The sequence below is a fragment of the Nocardia sp. NPDC004604 genome (genome assembly GCF_040609795.1).
Lineage (GTDB): Bacteria > Actinomycetota > Actinomycetes > Mycobacteriales > Mycobacteriaceae > Nocardia.
This window is the reverse complement of record NZ_JBEXLC010000086.1, coordinates 1-22,652: the sequence shown is the minus strand read 5'-3', so window position 1 is coordinate 22,652 and position 22,652 is coordinate 1. Positions and strand designations below refer to the sequence as shown.

At 65.9% G+C, this 22,652-nt stretch carries 10 protein-coding genes and 1 pseudogene; 6 read left to right on the top strand and 5 right to left on the bottom strand.

Features of this window, described 5'->3' with window-relative positions:
• Nucleotides 1–84: 84 nt before the first annotated feature.
• The 3 genes and pseudogenes from ABZW16_RS27565 to ABZW16_RS27555 form a co-directional block, all read right to left on the bottom strand.
• Nucleotides 85–357, bottom strand: coding sequence for a hypothetical protein (locus ABZW16_RS27565; protein ID WP_354958965.1), 273 nt, complete (start codon nt 355–357; stop codon nt 85–87).
• 87 nt (nt 358–444) lie between these two features.
• The gene (locus ABZW16_RS27560) at nt 445–1,332 is read right to left on the bottom strand and encodes an IS3 family transposase (RefSeq protein ID WP_354958964.1); all 888 of its coding nucleotides are present in this window, start codon (nt 1,330–1,332) and stop codon (nt 445–447) included.
• 136 nt (nt 1,333–1,468) lie between these two features.
• Nucleotides 1,469–1,639: pseudogene (locus ABZW16_RS27555) on the bottom strand (transposase); the annotation flags it as partial.
• 99 nt (nt 1,640–1,738) lie between these two features.
• Here ABZW16_RS27555 and ABZW16_RS27550 point away from each other — a divergent pair.
• Together ABZW16_RS27550 and ABZW16_RS27545 are read left to right on the top strand one after the other, a co-directional pair.
• Entirely contained in the window at nt 1,739–1,897 is a 159-nt protein-coding gene (locus tag ABZW16_RS27550; RefSeq protein ID WP_354958963.1) for a hypothetical protein, read from the top strand.
• Nucleotides 1,898–2,557: 660 nt separating this feature from the next.
• Nucleotides 2,558–5,527 carry a BTAD domain-containing putative transcriptional regulator gene (locus ABZW16_RS27545; protein ID WP_354958962.1) on the top strand — a complete coding sequence of 990 codons (2,970 nt, stop codon included), beginning with the start codon at nt 2,558–2,560 and terminating at the stop codon, nt 5,525–5,527.
• 30 nt (nt 5,528–5,557) lie between these two features.
• Here ABZW16_RS27545 and ABZW16_RS27540 read toward each other — a convergent pair whose 3' ends face one another.
• Nucleotides 5,558–6,061, bottom strand: coding sequence for a transposase (locus ABZW16_RS27540; RefSeq protein ID WP_354958961.1), 504 nt, complete (start codon nt 6,059–6,061; stop codon nt 5,558–5,560).
• Here ABZW16_RS27540 and ABZW16_RS27535 point away from each other — a divergent pair.
• Nucleotides 5,970–6,536, top strand: coding sequence for a hypothetical protein (locus ABZW16_RS27535; protein ID WP_354958985.1), 567 nt, complete (start codon nt 5,970–5,972; stop codon nt 6,534–6,536). The genes ABZW16_RS27540 and ABZW16_RS27535 overlap by 92 nt on opposite strands.
• Nucleotides 6,537–6,732: 196 nt before the next feature.
• Nucleotides 6,733–7,110 (top strand): acyl-CoA dehydrogenase, encoded by a 378-nt coding sequence (locus tag ABZW16_RS27530; protein ID WP_354958981.1) that lies wholly within the window; start codon nt 6,733–6,735, stop codon nt 7,108–7,110.
• 112 nt (nt 7,111–7,222) lie between these two features.
• Here ABZW16_RS27530 and ABZW16_RS27525 read toward each other — a convergent pair whose 3' ends face one another.
• Complete coding sequence (locus tag ABZW16_RS27525) at nt 7,223–8,920, bottom strand: hypothetical protein (protein ID WP_354958960.1); 1,698 nt, start codon at nt 8,918–8,920, stop codon at nt 7,223–7,225.
• Nucleotides 8,921–9,154: 234 nt separating this feature from the next.
• Here ABZW16_RS27525 and ABZW16_RS27520 point away from each other — a divergent pair, with 234 nt between their 5' ends.
• Entirely contained in the window at nt 9,155–9,622 is a 468-nt protein-coding gene (locus ABZW16_RS27520; RefSeq protein ID WP_354958959.1) for a YbaB/EbfC family nucleoid-associated protein, read from the top strand.
• A 226-nt stretch (nt 9,623–9,848) separates the two neighbouring features.
• Complete coding sequence (locus ABZW16_RS27515; RefSeq protein WP_354958958.1) at nt 9,849–22,562, top strand: hypothetical protein; 12,714 nt, start codon at nt 9,849–9,851, stop codon at nt 22,560–22,562.
• The last annotated feature ends 90 nt before the right edge of the window (nt 22,563–22,652 follow it).

Genomic DNA, 22,652 nt, shown 5'->3' with positions numbered 1-22,652 from the left:
TCGCGTCGGCGATACGGATCGCGGTGGTTGTCTTCAGCCGGGAACGGGAGTCGGTGATCCCATTCCTGCATCGCGCCGATATCGCTAGTGCGAACTCGTTGTTGTCAATGAAGCTTCGACGGCGTCGAAGATTGCTGCGTCGACTCGCTGCTGCCACTCCGGGAGCTCATCCCAGTCAGCGACATACGACGGTTTCGGGTTGGCGATGTGCTTATAGATCTGCCCGATCCAGCACAAGGCGACGAAACGCCCCCGTTGTTCTTCGGTGAGGTTGCTGGTCGCGCCGCCGGTGGTATCGATGAATCCGGCAATCTGCTTGTAAACCGCAATGGCGCTGGCTTGCTCCCATTCTGGCATCTCTTCCCAGGGCGCGACGTAGCCCGGCTTCGGCTCCCCTGGGTAATGCTCGGTAACTGAGGTTCCCCCGCCTCGCCGGAGAGCTGATTATCTGGTTCCGGCTGGAACCAGTTGATGGTAGTTGGCCTCGAACTCGTCCGGTGATCGCCAATCCAGCTTCTTCTGGATGCGCTGGGTGTTGTACCAGCCGTCGATGTAGGCGAACAACGCGTTCTCCGCGTCTTCCCTTGTGCGCCAAGAGTTCCGGTACACCAGCTCGGTTTTCAGCGTGGAGAAGAAATTCTCCATGAGGGCGTTGTCGTAGCTATCGCCGACCGAACCCATCGACTGGGCAATTCCGTTGTCGGCCAACCGATTTGCGAAACGTATCGCGGTGTAGGGCGAGCCGCGGTCGGAATGATGGACCAGCTGCCCGTCGCGCACGTCCCGCGCCCACACCGCATACTCGAGCGCCCCGAGCACCAGCTCGGTATCGCAGCGATCCGAGCATTTCCAGCCCACGATCCGGTTGGAGAACGCGTCCCCGACCGCGGCCAACCAGAACACGCCGTCGCCGGTTGGAATCCGTGTCGCGTCGGCCACCCACAGCCGGTCCGGGGCCTGCGCGGTGAAGTCGCGGTTGACCAGATCCGGTGCTGGCGTGGCCCGCCGATCCTGCCGTGTCGAGCCGATGCGCCACTTCTTGCGAAGGAACGCGCCCTGCAACCCCGCCCGCCGCATCAGCCGTTCCACTCGTTTGCGGCCGACACGGAGTCCGCGACGGCGCAGCATCGCGTGCACCCGTGGAGATCCGTAGGTGCCGCCGGAACTGGTGTGGATATCGACGATCTCAGCCAGCAACTGTTCATCGGCCACCCGCCGCTGCGACGGGGTCTTCGCCTGCTGCAGCCACCCATAAAAGGTCGACGACGCGATGCCCAGAACCCGCAATACGAGCTCGACCGGGTGCTGCGGGTGATCTTTCACAAACCGCACGATCACCTCCGGGTCTGGCCGAGCTCCGACGCGAAATACGCACTCGCGTCACGCAATACCGGATTGATCCGCTCGAGCTCGGCCACCCGCTTACGCAGCTGCTTGTTCTCCTCGAGCATGTCGGTCGTCGGTCTGTCATACGTTCACCGGCATCAGCCTCGGCCTGGCGGATCCAGTTCCGCAATGCCTCGTGACGCACCCCCAGTTGCTCGGCCAACTTCCGGATCGTCGGCTTGGGATCCGAATCCCGGTACAACCTGACCGCCCGAGCCCTCAGCTCGTCGGGGTACTTCTTCGGTGCTGCCACTGATGAACTCCTTCTGGTCCTATCGGACCACGGATTGGAGCTCTCCGTGAAAGCGGGGGAACCTCAGGTGCGGCGTTCGCCGATGTCTCGGATGAGTTCTTGGTCGGGTTCATCGACCAGTTCCAGGCTGCGGACGAGTCGTTTGATTTTGGTTTCGGTGTCGGTGATTGCGTGGCGCAGCGCGCTGATGCGTTGGGCGTGTTCGTGTTCGGCGTGGGTGTCGTGGTTGGTGTTGGCCAGCAGGGCGCGCGGCGGTAGTCGCCGAAGACGTGCTGGTTGAGGAAGGTGTTGAGGTGGGTGTTGATGTCGTCTTCGCGGACGAAGAAGGAGCCGCCGGTGGGGTGGCCGTCGGGTATGTAGCCCTTCTTCGGGGCGCATACGTAGTAGGCGGCGATACGTCGGGTCTTGCCGAACATGCGTCGGCTGCAAAGGTCGCAGTAGATATGGGAGCGGTATCGGTAGGAGCGTTTGGTTTGGGGATGGGAGTTCGGCGCGGCCCCGCGCCGTGACTGGTCGCCCGGCCGATGGCACCGAACGGCTCGGCGGGCGGGCGGTTGATCGTCTATCCATCGGCGGGCGAGAGCATTTCGGCGCGGCGCGGCGGCGTGCTCCGGATCCGATCTAGAGCGCTGTCGTCCGCGGTCGACGACACCGTCATCGTCTCACCTGCCGTAACCCTCAGACGCACAGGCAACTCCTAACCTTCTGGCGCAAATGTTCTATCCAGATGGCGCTTCGGTTCACGTGCGGGTGCTGCGGATTCCATATGCTTCGGTGTGAAAGTTCCATTGGAGCGCTGCGGTGAGGCCATGTGAGCGTCAACCTCATCGGAGTCTTCGAGGAGATGACCAGGTGAAGCTGGAGAGCACCGACTTCCAGGCTGATCCCGACCTCGGTCGGGTCGAATGTGAGGGTTAGTTGGCAGCGCGGCAGGTTTCGGGTATCGATGAGGCGAAGCCCGGGGTACTTCGGTTGAATATGTTGGGGCCGGTCGAGGTGCGGCTGGGGGAGCGCCGCCTGGATATCACGGCGCCGCAGACGCTGGCCATGCTGGCCATCCTCGCGGCCGAGCCGGGGCGCACCTTGTCGACAACGCAGCTGGCCGCGCATATGTGGGCGGATCGTCCGCCTACCTCCGCTTCCAGTGTCCTGCGCAATCACGTGCACGGGCTGCGCCGGCAGTTCGATCGCCACAGCCGGGCCGGTGCCGGAGCGGAGTGGCTCGGCTCGACCCTGGGCGGCTATCGGCTCGGCCTGACGGTGGAATCCGATGTCGCCGCGGTCGAATCCCTGCTCACCGCCGCCGAATCCGACCGCAGCTCGGGCGCGGCGGAGGCCGCGAACGAGAAACTGACTGCGGCGCAGCAACTCTGGCGTGGCGACCCGCTGGTCGGGCTGACCGGACCGTGGGCGGAGAAGGGACGGACCCGGCTGCGCCGGCTACGTTCGGCCCTGGACGAGGCCGCGATAGCCGTGGCGCTCGATCTCGGCCGCTACTCCGCCGCGGTGGCGGAGCTGGAGGCGCTGGTCGCCGCCGAACCGCACAGTGAGCGGTGGTACGAGCTGCTGATGATGGCGCTGTATCGCGCCGGGCGGCGGGTCGAGGCGCTGGAGGTGTATCGGAACGCGCGCCGGGTGCTGTCGGAGGATCTGGGCCTGGAGCCCGGTCCGCGGCTGGCCGAATTGCATCAGGAGATCCTGTCGGCCGACTCGCCGCAGCCCGGCTCCACGCTCGTTACCTCGGGCGAACTGCCCCCCGCCGAACCGGATTTCGGCTTCCCGACGCTGGCCCCGGTGCAATTGCCCCTGGACATCGCCGATTTCGTCGGACGCGAAGAGCTGGTGGATGAGCTGGCCGAAGTGCTGAGCGCGGACTCCGGACAGCGCCCGGTGGTCGCGATTACCGGGATGGGCGGCATCGGAAAGACCACCCTCGCAGTGCATCTCGCACATCGCTTCCGGGACGGGTATCCGGACGGCGTGCTGTATCTCGACCTCGGCGGCATGGACGAGCAGCCGCGCTCGATCGATATGCTGCTCGCGGTGGCGTTCCGGTCGATCGGCGTCGAGCCCGGTGAGCTGCCGCGGGATCCGGAGGAGCGAACGAGCCTGTGGCGCAACCTGGTAGCGAGCAAGCGCATGCTGCTGGTGTTCGACAACGCGCGTGACATCGAGCAGCTCACGCCGTTGCTGCCGGGTCCGGGCGCGCCCGCCGTACTGGTCACCAGCCGTTCGAGTCTGACCGAACTGTTCGACGCGCGGTTGGTCCCGCTGGATGTCCTCACTCCGGACGAGGCATGGAAGTTGCTGGAGCACATGGTATCTGGGCGGCGGCTCTCGGAGGAATCCCAGGCCGCGCACGAAATCCTGTGCGAGTGCGGGTATTTGCCGCTCTCGCTGCGCATCGTCGGGGCGCGGCTCGCCAGCCGGCCCAGCTGGCAGCTGGCGTCGTTGGCCGAACGCCTGGCCGACGATCGCGACCGGCTCTCCGAACTCGCGATCGGCAATACCAGTGTGGAACTGGTATTCCTGTCCAGTTACCGGCGCCTCGCGCCCGAACTGTCGCGCGCGTTCGTGCTCATCGCGTTCTCCGATGCGCCGCATCTGTCCGTCGCCGCCATCGCCGCCCTGCTCGACCGGGATAAGCCCGAGGCCGAACGGCTCTGCGAAACCCTCGTGGATCTGGGCATGATGCAAACTCCAGACCTCGGCCGCTACCGATATCACGATCTGCTGCGGCTGTTCGCCCGCCGGGTCGCGGATCCGGAGCAGCAGGCGGAATGGTCGCAGGCCCTGCACCGGCTGGTCGACTTCTATCTAGCCAGCGCGAAAAACATTGTGGAACTGCGTGATTCCAGCGCTGGCACGCACTACTACGCCGAGACCAGCACGGCCAAGCAGCAATTCACCACCCAGCGCCAGTGCACCGCGTGGGCGATGGCCGAGCGATTCGGGCTGGTGGCGCTGTATCGGCAGGTGGCCGTCAGCCCCGAGGCCCGAACACGCACGCTCGCAGTGGATCTCGCGCTGTCGCTGGCGGTGGGCGGAGACGCAGGGGAGCACCTGCCCAGGGTGGCGCAGGCGCTCGACGTGCTGAGCCGGGCCGCCGAGCGCGACGGCGATCGTCAGACCATGGTCCGGGCGCAGCTGGCCGCCGCCAGCGCACGCCTGATCGGCATGGGTGATCTGGGCGCCGGGCGGGCGCTGCGGCAGGCCGGTACGGTCCTGCACGATGCGGGCGATCTGGCCGGCGCCATCCTCGCCGAGCAGATGCTGGGCACGGTGATGGACTATCGCGGGAAAGTCGATCTCGCCGTGGAGCATTACCGGCGTGCGATCGAACTGGTCAGCCAGGACGGCAACAAATTCGTCGAGGGAATGAGCTGGGCGACGATCGCGCGCACCTGCTGCGATGCCGGGCGCTGGCCGGAGGCCGTCGAAGCCGCCGAGCGGTCCCTGGTCGTGGCGCGCGAGGTCGGCAGCCTGCGGGTCGAATCGATGGCGTTGCACGAGTTGGGATTCGCCACGCTGCAGCGCGGGAATCCGGTGACCGCCCGGGAACTGTGCGAGCAGGCGCTCAGCGTGGCCCGCCGCGACGGTCGCCGGCATCAGGAGGGGTGGGCCCTGGCTCGGCTGGCCGAGGTGGCCCTCCGCAGCGGTGACGCCGAGGAAGCGGTGCCGATCGCCGAGGAGGCCGTGCGCGCGCTCACCGAGGTCTCGGCCGCGGTACGTCGCCTGCGGGCGATGCAGGTGTACGGCTGCGCGCTGACCGCCGTCGGCCGTGTCGAGGACGCCGAACCGGTCCTGGAAAAGGTCGCGCAGGCGAGCCGGCGTATCGGTTTGCCCGTCCCGGACGTGTCTTGGCACGGGCATCCGGTGATCGGCTAGACAGCGGCAGGGCCTCGGCATTGTCAGGTTTCAGCTGGTGAGCAGTAGTTCGACGGGCCTGTTGAAGTCGCGGGCGTGATGTCGCAGCCCGGCGGCGATGTTGGTGGTGCCGGTGAGTCGGAGCAGGCTGATCGCGGTGTTGCGGATGGTGGCCAGGACCTGTGGTCCGCTGCCTGTGCGGTTCTGGTGGCGGTCCTCGTCGAAGGTGACGTCGCGGACGTGGTGGACGGCGTTCTCGATTGCCCAGTGTCCGCGCAACCATTCGGCTATCAGCTGATAGGAGGCGTCGGTGGCCGACAAGCTGGTCACGACGTACACGGTCTCGCGAGTCTGTTTACGGGAGCGCCGATGGCCGGAAACAACAGTTCGGGTCCGCCGTACACGCAGAACCTGTGTGCCGCCGGGGAATCCGATCCCGGTGCCGATCTCGGTGGCCTGCAGGGTGCGGGTCTCGTCATTCGACCAGGTCTTCGTGCCACGCGACGCGCTGCTGGCCGGAGCGCACGGAAGGTTCGCTCCCGATGGAACTTTCATCAGCGATGTTCCCGACCCGGCCAAGCGCGTACTGCGGTCGATTCGGCGAGTGACGCCCGGAAAGCTCTCCATGAGCGCTCTCACGCTCGGCATCACCCGCACCGCGCTGGTCATCGCGGTGCGGCACGGCCGGCGGCGCACGATCAGAGGGCCGGGCGGGCGTATTCCCTTGATGGCCTTGCGCAGTCACCACGGTTCACTGCTGGGCGCGGGCGCGGACGCCTATGCCATGACCGCGCTGCATCGAGACCTCATCGAGCAGTGGTCGACGCACCGGGACGCCGACTACGCGCGGACCGAATGGCAACTCGCCGTCGGGAAAGGCTGGATCACCTGGCGCGCCAGGGAGATTCTGGCCGAATGCCGCGAACGCTGTAGCTCGCAGGGCTGTTCCCCGCCAACCACCTCGCCGAATACCTGGCCTGCGTCGAACTGCCGATCACCGCCGAAGGCGACAACCTGGCCATCTGGGTGAAAGCCGCGGCACAGATGGTCCGCAGGCATCACTTCGCGCCCGATTCGCAACCCGATCCCGCCATCGAGTACACGATCACCGATCCGGTTCATCTCGGCCGGCTACTTGCTGCCGCGGAAAGCATTTGGCTGGAACGAGCCCGCGCCAAGGTGTGACATGTATCCGCCGGTGACCCGCTGGCGGCCAGAACGCAGTCATCGACCCCGCGCTGCAGGCCGTTCGCGCCTATGCCGCGCGCATGTCCGCGCAGGCGATCCTGCGCCGGTTGCGGCTCCTGCCCGAGGGCAGCCCGGCCCGTGCTCTGCTCACCGATGTCCACCGGCTCCATACTCTGCGCGGTCTGCTGCCCTATGTTGCCGACCTGGTGCGATACGGATATCTATCCGCTGACCTAGGTGAGCGGATTCCCAGCGCCATCGATGAGATCCTCACCGGGCTGCTTCCGCACATCGAGCCGCTTGTCTCGGCTTTCCTTGTCCCGGAAGAATTCCTCGGGCAAGTACCCATCGCAAGCGATGATCCGCTCACCTGGTTCGACGACCCGGAGGGACCGTGGCACAGCCTCGGCCGCTGAGATTCAGCTCGATGGCGGGCCTTACTGTCCCCCAAGATAATTGAAGAAGGGATAACGGCCGCCCGGATCGTTCAGGTGTTCTCCCGCACGATCCGGGCAGGGCCTGCAGACCTCAGATCACGAGATCGTCGGTGGCTCTGGTCTGCCGCTGTTGGAAGCGCTGTTCGAAGCCTTCGAAGTACGTGGACGGTGCCGTCGAGGAGGAGGATTGTTCGATGACTCCGTCGTCGGCGATGTAGAAAATCGCGCGGCCGATGGCGATTTCGCCGGGTTCGGTGGGGACGAACACCATCCAGCCGACGTCGAGGCGTTCGCCGACGAGCTGGTCGAGCGGATAACCAGTGGTGTCGACGCCGAGGGCTTGGATGTAGTCGCGCACCAGGATGATGGCCTGATCCTCCGGCAGCGGTTCGGGGTCGGTGACCGCGAGACCGGCCAGTGACAGCTGGTACATGGCGCCGTCGATGTTGTCGGCGGCGTCTTCGAACACCGCGGTGAGCGTATCCCGGGTGACGACACCGGCTTCGGCGGAGGCGACCAGTGTCGCCGCTGCTTCCCGTTGTTGTTCGGTCGGCTCATTGCTGATCACGGCGCACACGATGTCGGCGACGGTCTGTGCCGACCACACGCCGGGGACGGCGGGGCTGAGCTGGTCGGCGCCGGGGGATTCGCCGCGGTGCCAGCTGCCGTGGGACCACCAGTAGCAGAACGACAATTGTCCTTGGGACGCACGGGGATTGAGTACCTGGTTGGCCACCCAGTCGGGGGCGCCGGCATACAGGTCCGGCAGTTCGTTGTCGTCGTTGTAGGCGGCGTCGAGTTCGGGTGCGTTCCACACGCCACCCGACAACACCGCGCGGCCGCCGGGCAGCACGAACAACGTGGAGCCGCTGCGGGCGGATCCTTCGAAGATTCCGAGCGCGGGGCGGATGCGCGGTCCGAGTTCGGAGCCGATGGCGACGAAGGCTGCCGCGATGGTGGCCCAGCGTGCCCACAGCGTGGGCAGTGGCGGGAAGTCCTCGCGGGACAGCGTCGAGGTGATGCCGGCGTCGCGGTCGGCGCGAGCTTGTGCGGCGGCGTCCTGGGGCGAACGCCATTGCCGCTCGTCGTGGAAGATGTAGGCGGCCAGCCACACCGGGATGCTGTCGCGCGGAAAGGTTTCCAGGTCGGCGCGATAGGCCTCGGGCGGCAGGAGCTGGTCGTCGGGGAACGGTTCGTCGGCGTAGTCGTAGTCGACCTCGACCTCGCCGGTGGCCTCGAGCGCGATGAGCATGCGCCACCAGGGGCCGTCGCCGAGTTGCGCGGACAGCTCGCGATGCAGCGGGACGAGTTCGTTGACCTCCTGGGACGGCTCGGTCTGGGAGACCTGATCCTCGTCGTCGTAGTACAGGATGTAGGCGATGCCGCCGGCGACGGTGAGTGCGAAGGTCGCCTCCAGTGACTGCCAGCCTTCGGGGCCCGCGATGCCGAGTTCGCGGGCGATGCGGTGGGCGAGTTCGGTGGCCTGGTCCTCGATCGTCGGGGGCTCGTCGGCCGCCGGCGCTTCGGTTTCTTGCCCGTCGGTCGCCGCGGGCTCGTCATCGGTTCCCGGTGGTTCGGTGGCCTGCTCTTCGGCCGCTCGTGCCGCGGGGGGCGGCTCCGCGCTCTCCGCTGCCGGGCCCGAATCGGCGGGCGCGGCGGGCGTTTCCTGCGCGCCGGTCGTCTGCTCATCGGCGCTACCGGACGGCTGCGCGGCGCCGGCGCCCAGCCGGAAGCCGACGTCGGGGGCGTCGCCGTTCCCGGCCGGATCTTGCTGCTGGGGTTCGCTCATATGATGAAAGAATTCCATCCGCGTAGGCTTCGATTCATTACTTGGATTGTATCCAACACGACGCCGGTAAATTTCGAATAATACTGGCGTAACAGATCACTGCTGACCGGTAAGAATGGCGTGATAAACGTGTCATGACAGGATTTCGGTGCTCCCTGAGGTGCTACGTTCAGCAGGGAATCGATATGGACTCGTGGTGGGGTCCATATCTTGGTGTGGGTAGGAGAATTCGACGTGGCTAACGAACAGACCAAGGGTGACGTCGCCGATCTGCTCGATACGATCAATCTGCATATCCGCTCGATCGCCGAGGTGCAGCAGCAGCGTGTCGAGCTCACCGCCACCGCTACCGCGGGCGAGGGCAAGGTGCGCATCACGGTGAACGCCGACGGTGTCGTGATCGAGACCCGATTCGCCGACGACATCGACGAATTGGACTACGACGAGATCGCCGACGCGGTCACCGATGCCACCCAGGAGGCCGCCGCCGAGGTCGCGCGCAAGGCCGAGGAATTGATCGCGCCGATCCGCAAGACCCGGTCCCGGCTGCCGAGCCTGTCGTCGATGGTCGAGGGCCTGCCCGATCTGCGCACGAAAACGCCCGAGCTGCAACGGGCGTCGTTCGATTCGCCCGCCCAGCGGGAGCAGGCCGGGTCCGGTGACGCGCGCACCGGGCAGTGGTCGGTCGCCGACCGCGACTGATCGGCGGCTGGTCGGCATAGATGGCGAATTCGCATGCGTGGTCCGGGATCTCCGGGCCGGAGCGCGGGAAAGTGTCCGGCGTATGCCGGGGACTTCCGATCGTGCTGCGGTCCGGTGTATCCGGCTGGGCCGCGCATGCCGCCGTGCCGCGCCCCAGCGCACCCAGCCCATCGGCATCCGAGAGTCGCACGGGGCGTGGTGAATTCGGCGTCGGAAGCGCCGATCGATGAGCATCGAGATGCCCGCTGGGCTGGAATGGCTCAGTTACCTGGCAGGTGCCGCGTGGCCCAAGGGCGACGAGGACAGCATGTTCGCGCTCGACGACGACTACAAGACCGCGGCCAAGAGCCTGAACGGGCTCATCGAGCAACTGCACACCGCGTGTAATACCGCGACCGACAATTATTCGGGCGACGGCGCCGACAAGATGAAGAGCCAGTTCGACAAATTCTTCTCCGGTGACCAGTCGATCGCGAAGATGGTCGAAAATCTGAATCAGATCGGCAAATCGGCCCACGACATGGGCGCCGAGATCGAGCACACCAAGCTGCAGGTCATCATCACGCTGTCGATCCTGGCGGCCGAGATCGCGTACGCGCTGACGACGTGGTTCGGGGCGGCGGTGATTCCGGCGCTGGAAGCCGAGACCGAGGGCGTCATGGCGGTGATCGGCCGCACGCTGGCCACGCGGCTGTCGTGGCTGGTCAACCACGCCAAGACGATCGCGAATATGCCGCTGTGGAAGCTGGCCGCGATCAGCGGTGTGTCGCAGGGTGCCCTCGGCCTCCTGACCGAGGTCGCGGTGGAGGGTCTCCAGAACGCGAAGGGTCATATCGACGGCTACGACATGAAGCGGATCTTCGTCGCGGGAGCCGTGGGTGCGGCGGGCGGCGCGGTGGGTGCGCCGGTCGGCAGTGTCATCGGTAAGGGCCTGGGTAATTGGGTCACCAAAAAATGGGGGATGACGACGACGAGGGCCACCGGCGTCGCCTTCGTAGCCGGTGTCGGTGGTGGTTTGGCGGGTGTCGGCGCCGGTTTCGTGACCGGTGGGCTGTTGACGGGGGAGTGGGAGTTCGATCCGGCCATGCTCGCCGGTGGTGCGGCCGGCGGTATGTTCGGTGCTTTGCACGGTTCGATCGGTCATGCGCGGGACGCGGCGCTGGCCAAGTCGTCGACCTTGCATCCCACCGATTTGAAGATTTCCGGTGGCGATCATTTCGACGGCAGTTCCGGGAATTCGCGGCCGGACCGGGGCGGTGGGGGTGGCCGCTCGATCATGCCCGATCGTGTGGATGACAACGGGAACTCGGGGCAGCGGACCCGGCCGTCGTCGTCGCCGGGTGACGGCTCCGAAAACGGCGGCGGCCGCCCCTCGGATCGGCCGGGATCCGAGCGTGGGGACGGTGAGTCGCGGGGAGGTTCGACCGGGCCGCGCGAGTTCCACGACAGCACCGCGCCGGCGCAACCGGCGCCGGTGCGCAGGGGCAGCATCTCGAATATTTCGACTTTTTCGAATTCGAGCGCGACGCCGTCCCGCTCTAGTTCGATCTTTACCAACGCCAGCGACGGGTCGTCGTCGCACACGTCGGGGTCGGATCGGTCCTACAGTGCGCCGCCATCGCATACCCGAGAGTTCGGTTCCACCTCGGAGCCGGTGTCACGGGCGTCGTCGCCGGGGCCGCAGGGTTCGCACGAGTTCCGGTCGCCCGCGGAGGTGACGACGCAGAAGAGTTCGGTTGTCCCCGAGAATCTTTCGCGGAGTCCGTCGGTATTCGAGCACTCGGAGGGCGGATTCACCGCGGTCGCCTCGCACACCTCGGACGAGGTCACCCCGCACAATTTGAACCAGGTCGCTTCGCATGACTCGAACGAGGTCGTTTCGCGCCCGCCCAGTGAGCACGAGTTCATGCCGAGTGAGCGTGAGTTCACGCCCAGTGAGGCGGATTCGCGGTCGGTATCGGAATCGTCGATGCGGGGTCCGGCGTCGGAGACGAGTTCCTTGGCGGGCTCGGAAGGTCCGGTCCGGACCACACCCGAGGCGTCGGGGATCGGCAGGCACGGCGGCAGCTCCGAAATGCCCTCTCGGCCAAGCACTCCGGAGATCAGGCCGAGTACGCCGGAAACTCGGCCGAGCAGCCCGGAGACCCATGCGAGCACCCCGGAGACCAGGCCGAGCACGCCGGAGACCCGGCCCAGCACTCCGGAGACTCGGGCGAGCACTCCGGAGACCGGGCCGGTGTCTCGTCGCCCGGAGGCGCCCATCTCCTCGGCGGCCTCGGACCGCGGATCGCGTATCACCGCTTCGCGCAACGAGTCCGGCCCGGCGGACTCGACGGGGCAGAGGCACGGCCGCGAGGATCAGCCTGCGGGCCCGTCATCGCGGGCGTCGTCGGTGGAGCCGGAGCGCTCCGTGGGCCTGGCGACCAGGCGGACCGGGGACGACGGTGCGGGCGATCACCGTGCCTCCGATCCGGACGGGCAGCGTCCGCCGGCTTCCCGCAACTCGCGCAACGGCTCCGGTTCGCATCCGGAAAGCGTTGTGCCGGAACGAGGATCCGGTCCCAAACGAGGACGGGACGAAACCGGCGACCAAGAACTCCGGCGTCCCAGGTCGAGCCTGTCGGAAGACGGCGGCCGCGCACTTTCGGAGCAGCACAGCACATCTCGCCGGGATACCCCCGCCGATCAGCACGCACCCGGACCCCAGCGGGAGAACTCCCACCTCGAAGAGGTCCGTGCACAGGAGACCACCGAGCAGACGTGGGATCGCATCAATGAGGCGGAAAGCCGTGCGGCGCAGGAGCGTCGGGAGCAGACCGATGTGATCACGGCGTCGAAGCAGCGGGTCGAGGACGCGCGGCGCGAGCTCGATCAGGCCACCGATCGGGAGGCCGCCGAGGCTGTTTTCGAGCGGGTGATGGCCGAGCACGAGGAGACGGTGGGCGGGGCGCTGGACAAGCTCGTCGAGGCTTCGCGGTCGTCGGGTGGGGAACGGTGGCAGGCCTTCCTGGACGGGAAGATCAGCAAGGACGAGGCTTTCGAGCCGGTCGCGCGTGAGCGGGTGGAGGCGGCGTGGGCCGCGGCGGAGGCGCGGCAGGAGTATTTCGAGACGCAGGCGGGTCCCGGGCTGCCGAAGGACAAGTCGGGCCCGCTGACCAAGCTCGGTGACGCGGAGTTGGACGACCGGATCATGAACGGTTCGGAGCGGGACGCCAACGCGGCGCTCAACGAGCTGAACCGGCGCGTCACCGGCGCTACCGGCACCGCGAAGGTGAAGCGGCCCACCCAGGATGCGGCGGAGCTGTTGGCCAAGCACGGTCTGTGGGAGATGGACACCGGTGAGGGCAAGGAGATGACCGTCGTGCTGCGGTCGGTGGACATCGCCCTGGACGAGGGCATGGCGCACGTGGTGACCAGTAGCAACCCGCTGGTGAAACACATCGAGCGCGAGTTCTTGAATATGGTGTCCGAGCGCAGCTTCGGGATCAAGGTCTATCACCTGGATTCCGATCAGCCGTTCCCGGTGCGCGAGCCGGGAGACCGCATGATCGTCGCGGGCACCGGGCAGGATTATGGGTTCCGGGCGGTCAAGGAAGCCCAGTTGATGTTCGACGAGTTGAAGCAGGCGGGCCTGTCGCCGGAGGATCTGAAGACGCTGCGGCAGGGGTTGGAGGAGGCGCCGAATTTCCGGGTGTACAAGGAGTTGCTCGACGCGGCGGCCGAGTCCAGGGGTTTGGATAGGCGTTTCGAGCCGTTCCCGGGTGGCAAGATGACGATCGACGAGATCGACGCCCAGCTGATCGACGAAGACTCCCACTACGTCTTGTCGCCCGGAAAGGGGGAGAAGGCGAGTCCGGAGTTCGTGGCGGCGACCAAGGAGATCTGGAACAACCTGCAGCGGGCCAAGGACGAAGGCGTGCTGGAGCCGACCGATTTCGGTAAGAATCCGGATATTTCGGGAATGTTCGATTCCGAGCTCACCGGTGCCGGCCGGGACAAGCTGCAAGTGTTTCTGAGCAGGGATATCACCGATGGGGAGGCGGAGGAGTATGCGCATGCCGCGCAGGCGGAGTGGGGGCCGCAGAAGGATTCCCATTACCTGGTCAGCGGTGACGGTGACATCAAGATCAAGATCATCAAGTCGAAGACCACCGACGAGGTCATGGACGATCCGGAGAAGGGGAGCTCGAGCCGGTGGCACGGGTTCGCGAAGTATCTGGAATTGATGCACAGCAAGACCGACGGCCGTAATATAACGGCCGATCCGGAGTATTCGGTCAGTATTACAAACAAGCAGTTGTTCACCGGCGGGCATTTCGAGATCAGTGGCACCTCGGGCACTTTGCTGACCAAGACGGCCAGTACTCCTCGCGGTGTGGAAGATATCCTGCACACCGAATTCGGGACCGGGCCGATCCCCCGGGTGGAGCGGCACTTCGACTCGAATATGAAACGGCTGCCCGATCAGCATTTCCCCGACCGCGACACCAAACATGCGGCGATGGCCAATGCCGCCTTCGACGGAGAAGTCGAGGTGAACCCGGAGACAGGGGCGGAGGTGCCCCTGCGTGGCGCTTTCGTCCGGAATCCGGAGACCGGAGCGCTGGAGCAGAAGGGTTCGCCGCACCTGATCGCGGCGATGGACAACGCCGATGTCGCCCGGATAGCCGAGGCGTTGCGCGCCGAAGCGGCAGCGCGGAACGTCCCTATCAAGATCAATATCATCGACGCCGCGACGATGGACTCGTTCGCCAGCAAACAAGCGGCCCAGGAACATGTGGAGACAGTCGTTGACAAGAACCGTTATCCGGGGGCGATCAGCATCTGGAACAAGTTGCTGCAACGCGGTATCACTGTTGACGTGGTCAAGGAGGCCATCACCAGACATGACAAGAACGATCCGGGTGGTCTCAAGCTGATGGTCAGCGGCGGCCCCGCCTATTCGGCCCGGGTGAATCATCAGGTCGATAACCGGGTCGCGCGCAGCGGCGACCCCACGATGAGCCGGGAGGAAGGCGGCACTCCCGGCCAGGTCAAGCACTACATCTCGCCCGAGGACTACCTGAGCAGTGCTCCGCATCCGCGGGTGAAAACGCTTGTCATTCAATACCAGAACGCTGCGAAGGTTCACTCCGAGGCCGAAGAGGCGCACAATCAGGCGACCAACGAGAACCATGCGGATCTCGACAAGACCGGCGAGGCGCTGCAACAGGCCAGGGACGAGTTGGAACACGCCACCGCCCAGTTGCCGGAGGCCACCGAGCTGCAGAAGGCAGCTGTGGAAAAGCAGTTGATCGATTCCCGGCGCACCCAGGCCTACGACGCGCACGCCCCGCCGGGCATGGACCGCACCCTCCCCAAGCCCCCGGCGCCTCCTCCACAAGAGCAGACCACCGCGCAGTCGCGGCCGGACGGGCACGACGACTATGACAGCGACTCGACCGCCTCGCATTCGGATGACTCGCTGTTCGACCACTCGGACGATTCGGCGTCGAGTCACAGCTGGACCGACGACGAGCTTTCCGAGTCGGACCTGGTCGAAAACGATGGTGGCCAAGCTCTTTCCGATCAGCACACCAAGCCTGGTCCCGGCATCCCGATCGGTCAGCACGATGCCGACCCGCAGCGCGAGACGCCCGGCCCCGACGAACAGCATTCCGACTCGAGCCGACCCGAAAATGACCGTGGCCCAGCTCTTTCCGGGCAAGGTCCCAAATCTGGACCCGATTCCCCGGTCGATCAGCGCGATGTCGACCCGCAGCGCAGGACGCCCGGCCTCGACGATCAGCGCTCCGACTCGGGCTTGTCCGAGAATGACGGTGGCCCAGCCCTTTCGGAGCAGCCTGCCAAGTCTCGGCCCGATGTCCCCGTCGGTCAGCACGATGGTGACCCGCAGCTTCGGACGCCCGGCGCCGACGAGCAGCGCTCCGACTCGGTCCTGTCCGAAAATGACCGTGGGCCAGCCCTTTCTGAGCAGCACAGTACTTCTCACCCCGACTCTCTCGGTGATCATCATCAGACCGAGCCCCAACGCGAGACCACTGGCACCGACGAGACCCCGGCCGCGGAGATTCCCGAACAGGTCCACACCCCCGGTGCGCAAGACCGCGCGAGCCAGGACCACACCGATCCCGACCCGCAGCGCGGACCGAAGTCCGACGAGCCGATGGGCCGGCGCGAGCAGCAGCTGCGAAATCGCTTGCGGGACACCGGCGAGGTCCGCGACCACCCGCGCGTGATCGATGCCCGGGATCGGCTGACCGCGGCGCGGACGGAGGTCGAGGACACCCGTCGGATGGTGGAAGGCGATCGGGCGCCGGAGCCGGGATCGAACTCCGCGGCCGCCCTGCGTGAGATGCACGACGAGGCGCAGTCGCAGCTACAGGAAGCGCACGCCGCGCACGAAGCTGCGGTAGAGCATGCGGTGCAGGAGCGTTACGAGGAGCTGCAGGCCGAATCCGAGGCCAGGATCGCCGCCGCTCAGCAGGATGCGGTGTGGATGCGTGAGTCCACCGAGGCTCAGATGCTCACCGCCCGTGAGCATTTGCATATGGCCACGAGCCACCTGAAGAAGGCCAGGGCCGAGTACGAGACGGCGAAGGCGGAACTCGGGACCGGTATGCGGGATATCGAGACCTCGCAGCAGCGGGTCGAGACGGCGCGGAATGCGTTGCGCGACAGCCGTAACGAGTACGAGCAGGCCCGCGCCGGCAACGAGCCGCGGCCGGAATACTTGAAGCAGTTGAGTCGTGAAGTCAAGCAGCGCACGCGAAATCTGCGGGATGAACTGATCGAGCACGAGGCACTGCTGACCGCCACCGGAAGTAATCCGGAAGAGCGGGCGGCGGTGCAGCGGGAGCGTCGTGAGCTGGCGCCGGCCTGGCGGATCCAGGAGGCGTTCGGCAACAAGGTCGAGCAGCGAGCCGCCGTGTGGCGGAAGGCGTTGAGCCGGCAGCAGTCCGATCCCGAGGCGCAGGCGCGGGTGGAGGAGTTGCGCCAGGGACTGGAGGAGCAGGAGGCGGCGTATCCGCAGGCGGTCGAAAACTTCAAGACCACGATGCTGGGAGTGATCGAGGACCGGCTCGCGGGTGTCGAGAACGCGAAGAAACCGGATCGTGACGCCTACGAGGCGGGCCTGGCGGACAAGCGGGCGGCGATGCAGGCGGCGTCACGAAAGGCGCTCGCGGCCGCGGACGCGGTGCAGAAGGCGGCGTTCGTGTTCCGGGACGAGGTGTTGCGCAAGACCACCGAGACGGACCCGGTGACCGGGCGGCGGGCGAGCGACTACGAGGTGGATCGCCTGGTGCGTGTCGGCACTCGCGCGGAGCGGGTGGCGGCGATGCCGGAGTGGATGACGCGCCGGGATCCGGAGAGTCGCACCCCGCGCGAGACTCAAATGCTGGCGTATGTGCTGACCGAGTTCGGCCCCGCGGATATGAAGGGCGGCGAGGGCAAGACGCTGCTGATGATCATGGCCGGGTACCGCGATGCCCGCGTGCACGGTGTGGTGAACAGCCTGACCAGCAGCGATCCGCTGGTGGTTGACATGATGAACGAGGTTCGGACGTACCTGGGATCGCATCACCCGGACGCGGGTGTGGATTTGGTGCATTTGCAGGAGAGCGAGCCGTTCCCGCAGTGGGCCTGGGATGCCCGGGACCAGGGCCGGAGCCTGCTGGTGGTGGGGACGAAAGAGGCGGTGATCTTCGCCGGCCTGCACGAGGCGCACGCCATGGTGGACGAGATCGAGCGGGCGGGTGCGCCGGCGGATGTGGTTGCGGGGCTGCGGGATTGGCTGCGTACGGAGCCGCATGTGGACGAGCTGGCCGATCATCTGAACGCGGTGGCGCAGGAGCACGGGTCGTCGCGGCGGTTCCGGCCGCTGCCCGAGGGTGTCGGGAATTTCGACGAGGTCGATACCGCCTTCGACGGGCAGGTGCGGGGTGTGCTGTCGCCGGGTGCTCGAGAGGACGCAAATCTGGAGCAGGTGGCGGAGCTGAAGGACGCGTATGAGAAGTTCCGGGTGGCGGTACTGGATCATGGCCTGTCCGACAAGGATTTCGGCAGGCCGGAGAATACGAAGGGACTCTGGCACGCGCGGTTGAGTGATACCGCGGTCGAAAAGCTGGCGGCGGCGACCGGCGGGGACCGGAATGTGGTGCTCGCCGCAGCGAAGCAGTACACCAATTTCGCACTGGCCAGGTGGGGGCTCAAACGCGGCACCGATTTCATCACCTCGCGGGAGCACGACAAGGTGATGCTGATTCATGCGAAGACCACCGACAAGTTGTCGTGGGATCGGGAGAAGGCCAGCGAGACGCGGTTGCAGGAGCTGGGGCAGTATCTCGACGTCGTCGAGGGCGTGACGGTGCGGGGTGATCACCCGGAGGATTCGCTGACGATGTCGCTGAATCAGTGGATCGGCAGCCGGTATCTGAAGAATCCGAAGGGTGTGTCGGGCACGGCGAAAGAAGTCGAAGACGTCATGTACGACAGTTGGGGCGGCGCGCGCGACGAGCGGGGTGACTATTTCGGGGTCCCGGAGATCGAGCGATTCTACAAATCGAAACTGGGCGATCCGGACCAAGTCGAGTACGGGACTCGCGAGGCGAAATTCAAGGGCATGGCAACCCGTGTCATCGATGTCGCGAAGATCTCGTTCACCGTGCAGGACGGCACGATCGTGGGGATCGAGCAGACGGGCCGGCCCGTATGGCATATGTCGCTGGACAACGCCGAGATCCGCGGAAACACCGAGCGTCTGGTGGAGCGGGTGGTCGACAAGCCGGGCGGCGGCCGGATGGTCGAGGAGACCAGGATCGAACTGAATCACTGGCGGGACAAGGAATTGTCCGAGCGCGGGGTCACCGATTGGGTCGACGCGATCGTCGATCAGCGCATGCAGGCCTATGCGCGCGAGCACGGTCTGACGATCAAAGACGGGGTGAAATTCACCTATACCGCGATCGATGCCGACTGGTACGAGCAGCACGGCGGCGGTGATGCCGCCGAGATCAAGGCCGCGGAGTTGGTGAAGCAGTTCGGGGCGCCGGGCAGTGTCATGTTCATCAACAAGTCGGGTGTGCGTGGGACGGACCCGAAGCCGACGGCGGCGGCGAAGGCGCTCGGCGGCGTGCTCGCCATAGTCAGTGGCGGCCCGGCGTTTTCGATGCGGGTGGTGTTGCAGGCGATCTGGCGGGCCGCCCGTGGCGGGTCGGGCGAGGACCGGGAGAACGGCGGCACGCCCGGGTCGGCGGAGATACATCGCTCGCCGGAGGACTTCCGCGCCGAAATCGAAGACGCGCAAGCCGTCCGCGAGATTACCCAATTCGTCCGGGCGATAGACGAGTGGGACCGGGCTGCCGACCGGTACGAGGCCGATCCCTCGGCGGAGAAACAGGACGCTCTCGACAAGGCCGATGAGCGCGTGGATGAAACAAAGCGAGTACTGCGCGAGGAGACGACGCCGAGATTGCAGCGCCGCGCCGAGGAACAGCTGCTCGCGCCCCACCGCGTGCACGAGGACGCGGAACCCGTTCCGGGAGAACGAGACCCGCTCCCCGGCGAAGACCCCGCCGCGCATCGAGCCAATGCGCCTCCGGCGGGGGAGAAGGCCGGGGCTCGGCCCGATGGCAGCTCTGCGGACACCACCCGAGGCGCACGTCCGAAGGAGTCATCGTTCGACGGCTCTTCGGACTTCTTGCGGCCCAACGGGTCCGGCGCATCCGGTCGTACTACTTCGGCGTATGCGCCGCCAGCCGGTGAGACGTACTTCGGCCCGGCTCTGGACAAGATCTTCGATTCCGCCGACTCTCATTCGGCCGGGCGCCCGAACGTAGCCCAGGATTCCGGTATCCATACCGGCACACTCCAGACCGCCGATGACGGCCCGCGTTTCGGTCTCGGCCCCGACGCAACCGAAATCGAGCACGACCCGCAACGTCTCGCCGGCACCGGCGAAACCGGCGCCCACGCGTACCCCGGTGCCGACCGCATACGGGTATTCGACGAACCCCACATGCTGCTGGCCGACCCCACCCTCGCCCTCACCCTGGACCCCGATCGCACCGACGGCTACCCACCCGGCACCCACATCTATCTTGCCCGCGACGACGAAACCATCCGGCTCACCGTCACCGACGACCACGGCCTGCGCCCCGAAGACCCCTCGACCGGCAACCCCGGCGAACCCGTGACCGGCGACAACGCCCTCGATCTGATCCGCGGCCACATCGACGACGCCGACCACCCCGGCACCACGGCCTTCATCCAATACCCGCCGCCCAACACTTTCGGATCCGTCACCCGTGCCGATCTCACCTACCTGATCGACCACAATCTCCTACCCACCGGCACCCGAATCACGTCCCCGGACAACAACATCAACGCCACCATCCTCGACAACGGCGACATCGGGATCCCCGGCCCACCGGGATCGCAAACCGCCACCGAATTCCGCAACCACCTCAACGCCCAGAACCCCTCGCACGTCAGCCTCAGCACACCTGAACCAGCCCACTGGGGTTACAGCGACCCCAGCGGCGACCACCACCCACTCGTCACCGCCCTCGCGAACACGCTCGAGATCACCCCCCGGCAGTTGCACCGTAAAATCGCCGACCACCTCGACACCTACCGTGAGGACTACCACCCCCACATCACCACCCACACCCTCGACGTCGCACTGGCCCGCGAGAACGCGCGGCGACAGCAATTCGACAACAAACCCCGCGTTCACGACGACAACGATGCCGTCGGTGTCGAACACGCCCGCCGCACCGAATTCGACAACTGGATCACCGCCGAACGCGCCCGAGCCCTCGAGGACGTGATCGCCGCACTCGGCGACGATCACACCACCGACCACCTTTCCGCCATATACCCCGGCCTGCCCTTCATCGCCTACGCCGCCGCCGACTACACCAAAACCAACCACGACATCACCGCGTCCGGGACCCGTCACACCGTTATCACCAACCCCACCCCTGGGACCCCTATCCGCTACCTCCACCACAATCCCCAGGACCGCACCTACCGAACGGGACAGACGTCCACCGGCGGGATCCACACCGCAAAAATCCCCGGCCGCAAACTCGTAACCGACCAGCAAACCGTTCTTCACCACATCTTCAAAGGTCACACGAACCAGCAGATCGTCGAATACCTCAACACCTCCAACCAGCCCGACGGCTTCACCTATAAACAACTCGAGATGATACTCTTCACCGCAGCCCACGATCTCGGGCTGGACCTGCGGCCCAGCCCCTTCGCCCAACGTGAAGAAATCGCAGACAGGGCATTCCAGGCAGGCCAGCTCGACCACGACCTGATCAGTAGCCTGCCCGAATTCCCACAGCCCCGGTACCCCGATTCGAAATTGAAAATCCAGCACCGGGAAGTGCTCCGGTACCGTGCCGCCGGCTACATCTCGCTTTCGGATATTGCCACCCGCCGTGAACGCGAGGGCAAGGAGTCCTGTATCACCTCGCGTGCGGTAGCGGGCGCCTTCAGGCAAGTAGTTATGGAATTCGGGATCAAGGGTAGCGATCCGGCCGAAACTCGGGCGGCAACCCTGGCCATCGGGTACGACCGTAAAGAATTGGGTCCGCCCGACCTGAAGGTCATCAAGAATTTGGCGCAGGGCGCGCCCGGGCCGCAGTTGTCGTTGGAAAACAGGATTCTACAATGCCTGGTCGCGGGAATAATCAAGGATGAGGATATCCACGCTCGGCTGCATGCCATCGGAGCTACCACAGCCAATCAGGCCTCGATAAGCTCGATGAAGCGCGATCTGCTCGCGCGTATCGAACGTTACAGTGCGGACCTCGAGCCTCGTCGCATCGGGACTGACAATAATGTGGACGAGAAGGCCGAGAGAATCGAACGGGCGCTGACCAATGCCCCCGTATTGGCCAGGCAGGGAAAGCTCGACAAAAACGACTTCGTCGCGCTCGACACACCGCTGCCCGAACCGCCGGCCCCCGTGGCGACCGACGGCAGCGCCGCGCATCAGTCTCCGTCGGCGCCTTCCCGTAAACCTCAGGCTCCGCCCCCCAACGAGTGCGTCCCCGTCACCCTCGCCGCCATCAAAGCCCGCAACAACAGCCGCCACATCTTCGTCCCTCCTCCCGCGGGACTCCGGGGCTATTCACGCCTGGGACTCGAGATCTGTGCGGGCGCGCCTCTACACGACTACGGCACCCACCCCAATACCGCCCACCGGATCATCATCGACCATCTCCTCGCATCCGGGCCCGGTGCCACCGCGTTCGTCGGCCACACCTACACCACCCCGCACCTCGACAAAGACACCGGCGTCGGCGCACACGGATACTGGTTCGAAGTCGTCCCCGACGGCGGCGCCGTCACCATCAGGGACGCCACCACGGGCCGGCAATTCTCAGTTCCGCCCACACCTCGCCACGACCTGGCCAAGGTCAGTGCAATCTGCTACACCGCCGACGGCGAAATTCTCGCGCCCCCTGGCCACACCACCCAGGTTTTCGACGACCCCACCGCACTCCTGGAAAACTTCGACCTCGACATGGCCATCGCCGACGTCACCGGCGACGGTCTGCCCAGCTACCGGCCGGGCACCCGCATCTTCCTCGGCGACGCCGACGGGCGGCTCCAAATCACCGTCACCGGCCGGAACGAATTCAGCTTCCGGTATCGCAGCTACCACGATCTCGACACCGCGAACGACACGTTCGCCCCCGACAGCACCCGCGCTCGCGCTTTCCTCGACCGATTCATCAATCACCAAAACCGCACCTTCACCGTGGTAACCGTCCACCAGCCCCCGGCAAGCCCCGCCACACCGGCCACGCCCGACGCCGAACCACGCTGGGGACTCGGCACCGACGACAACCACGGCACGGCGGATTCGGCACTCGACGGGCACGCCGGCGCCGAAATGCCGCGGGGTCTCGCCGGTTAAAAGAGTATAAAAAAGAGATGCAACAGAATTCATTTCGAATTCCACGTTCCATCTCAAATTAAATCGTAACGTCTATAATTTAATTATAGG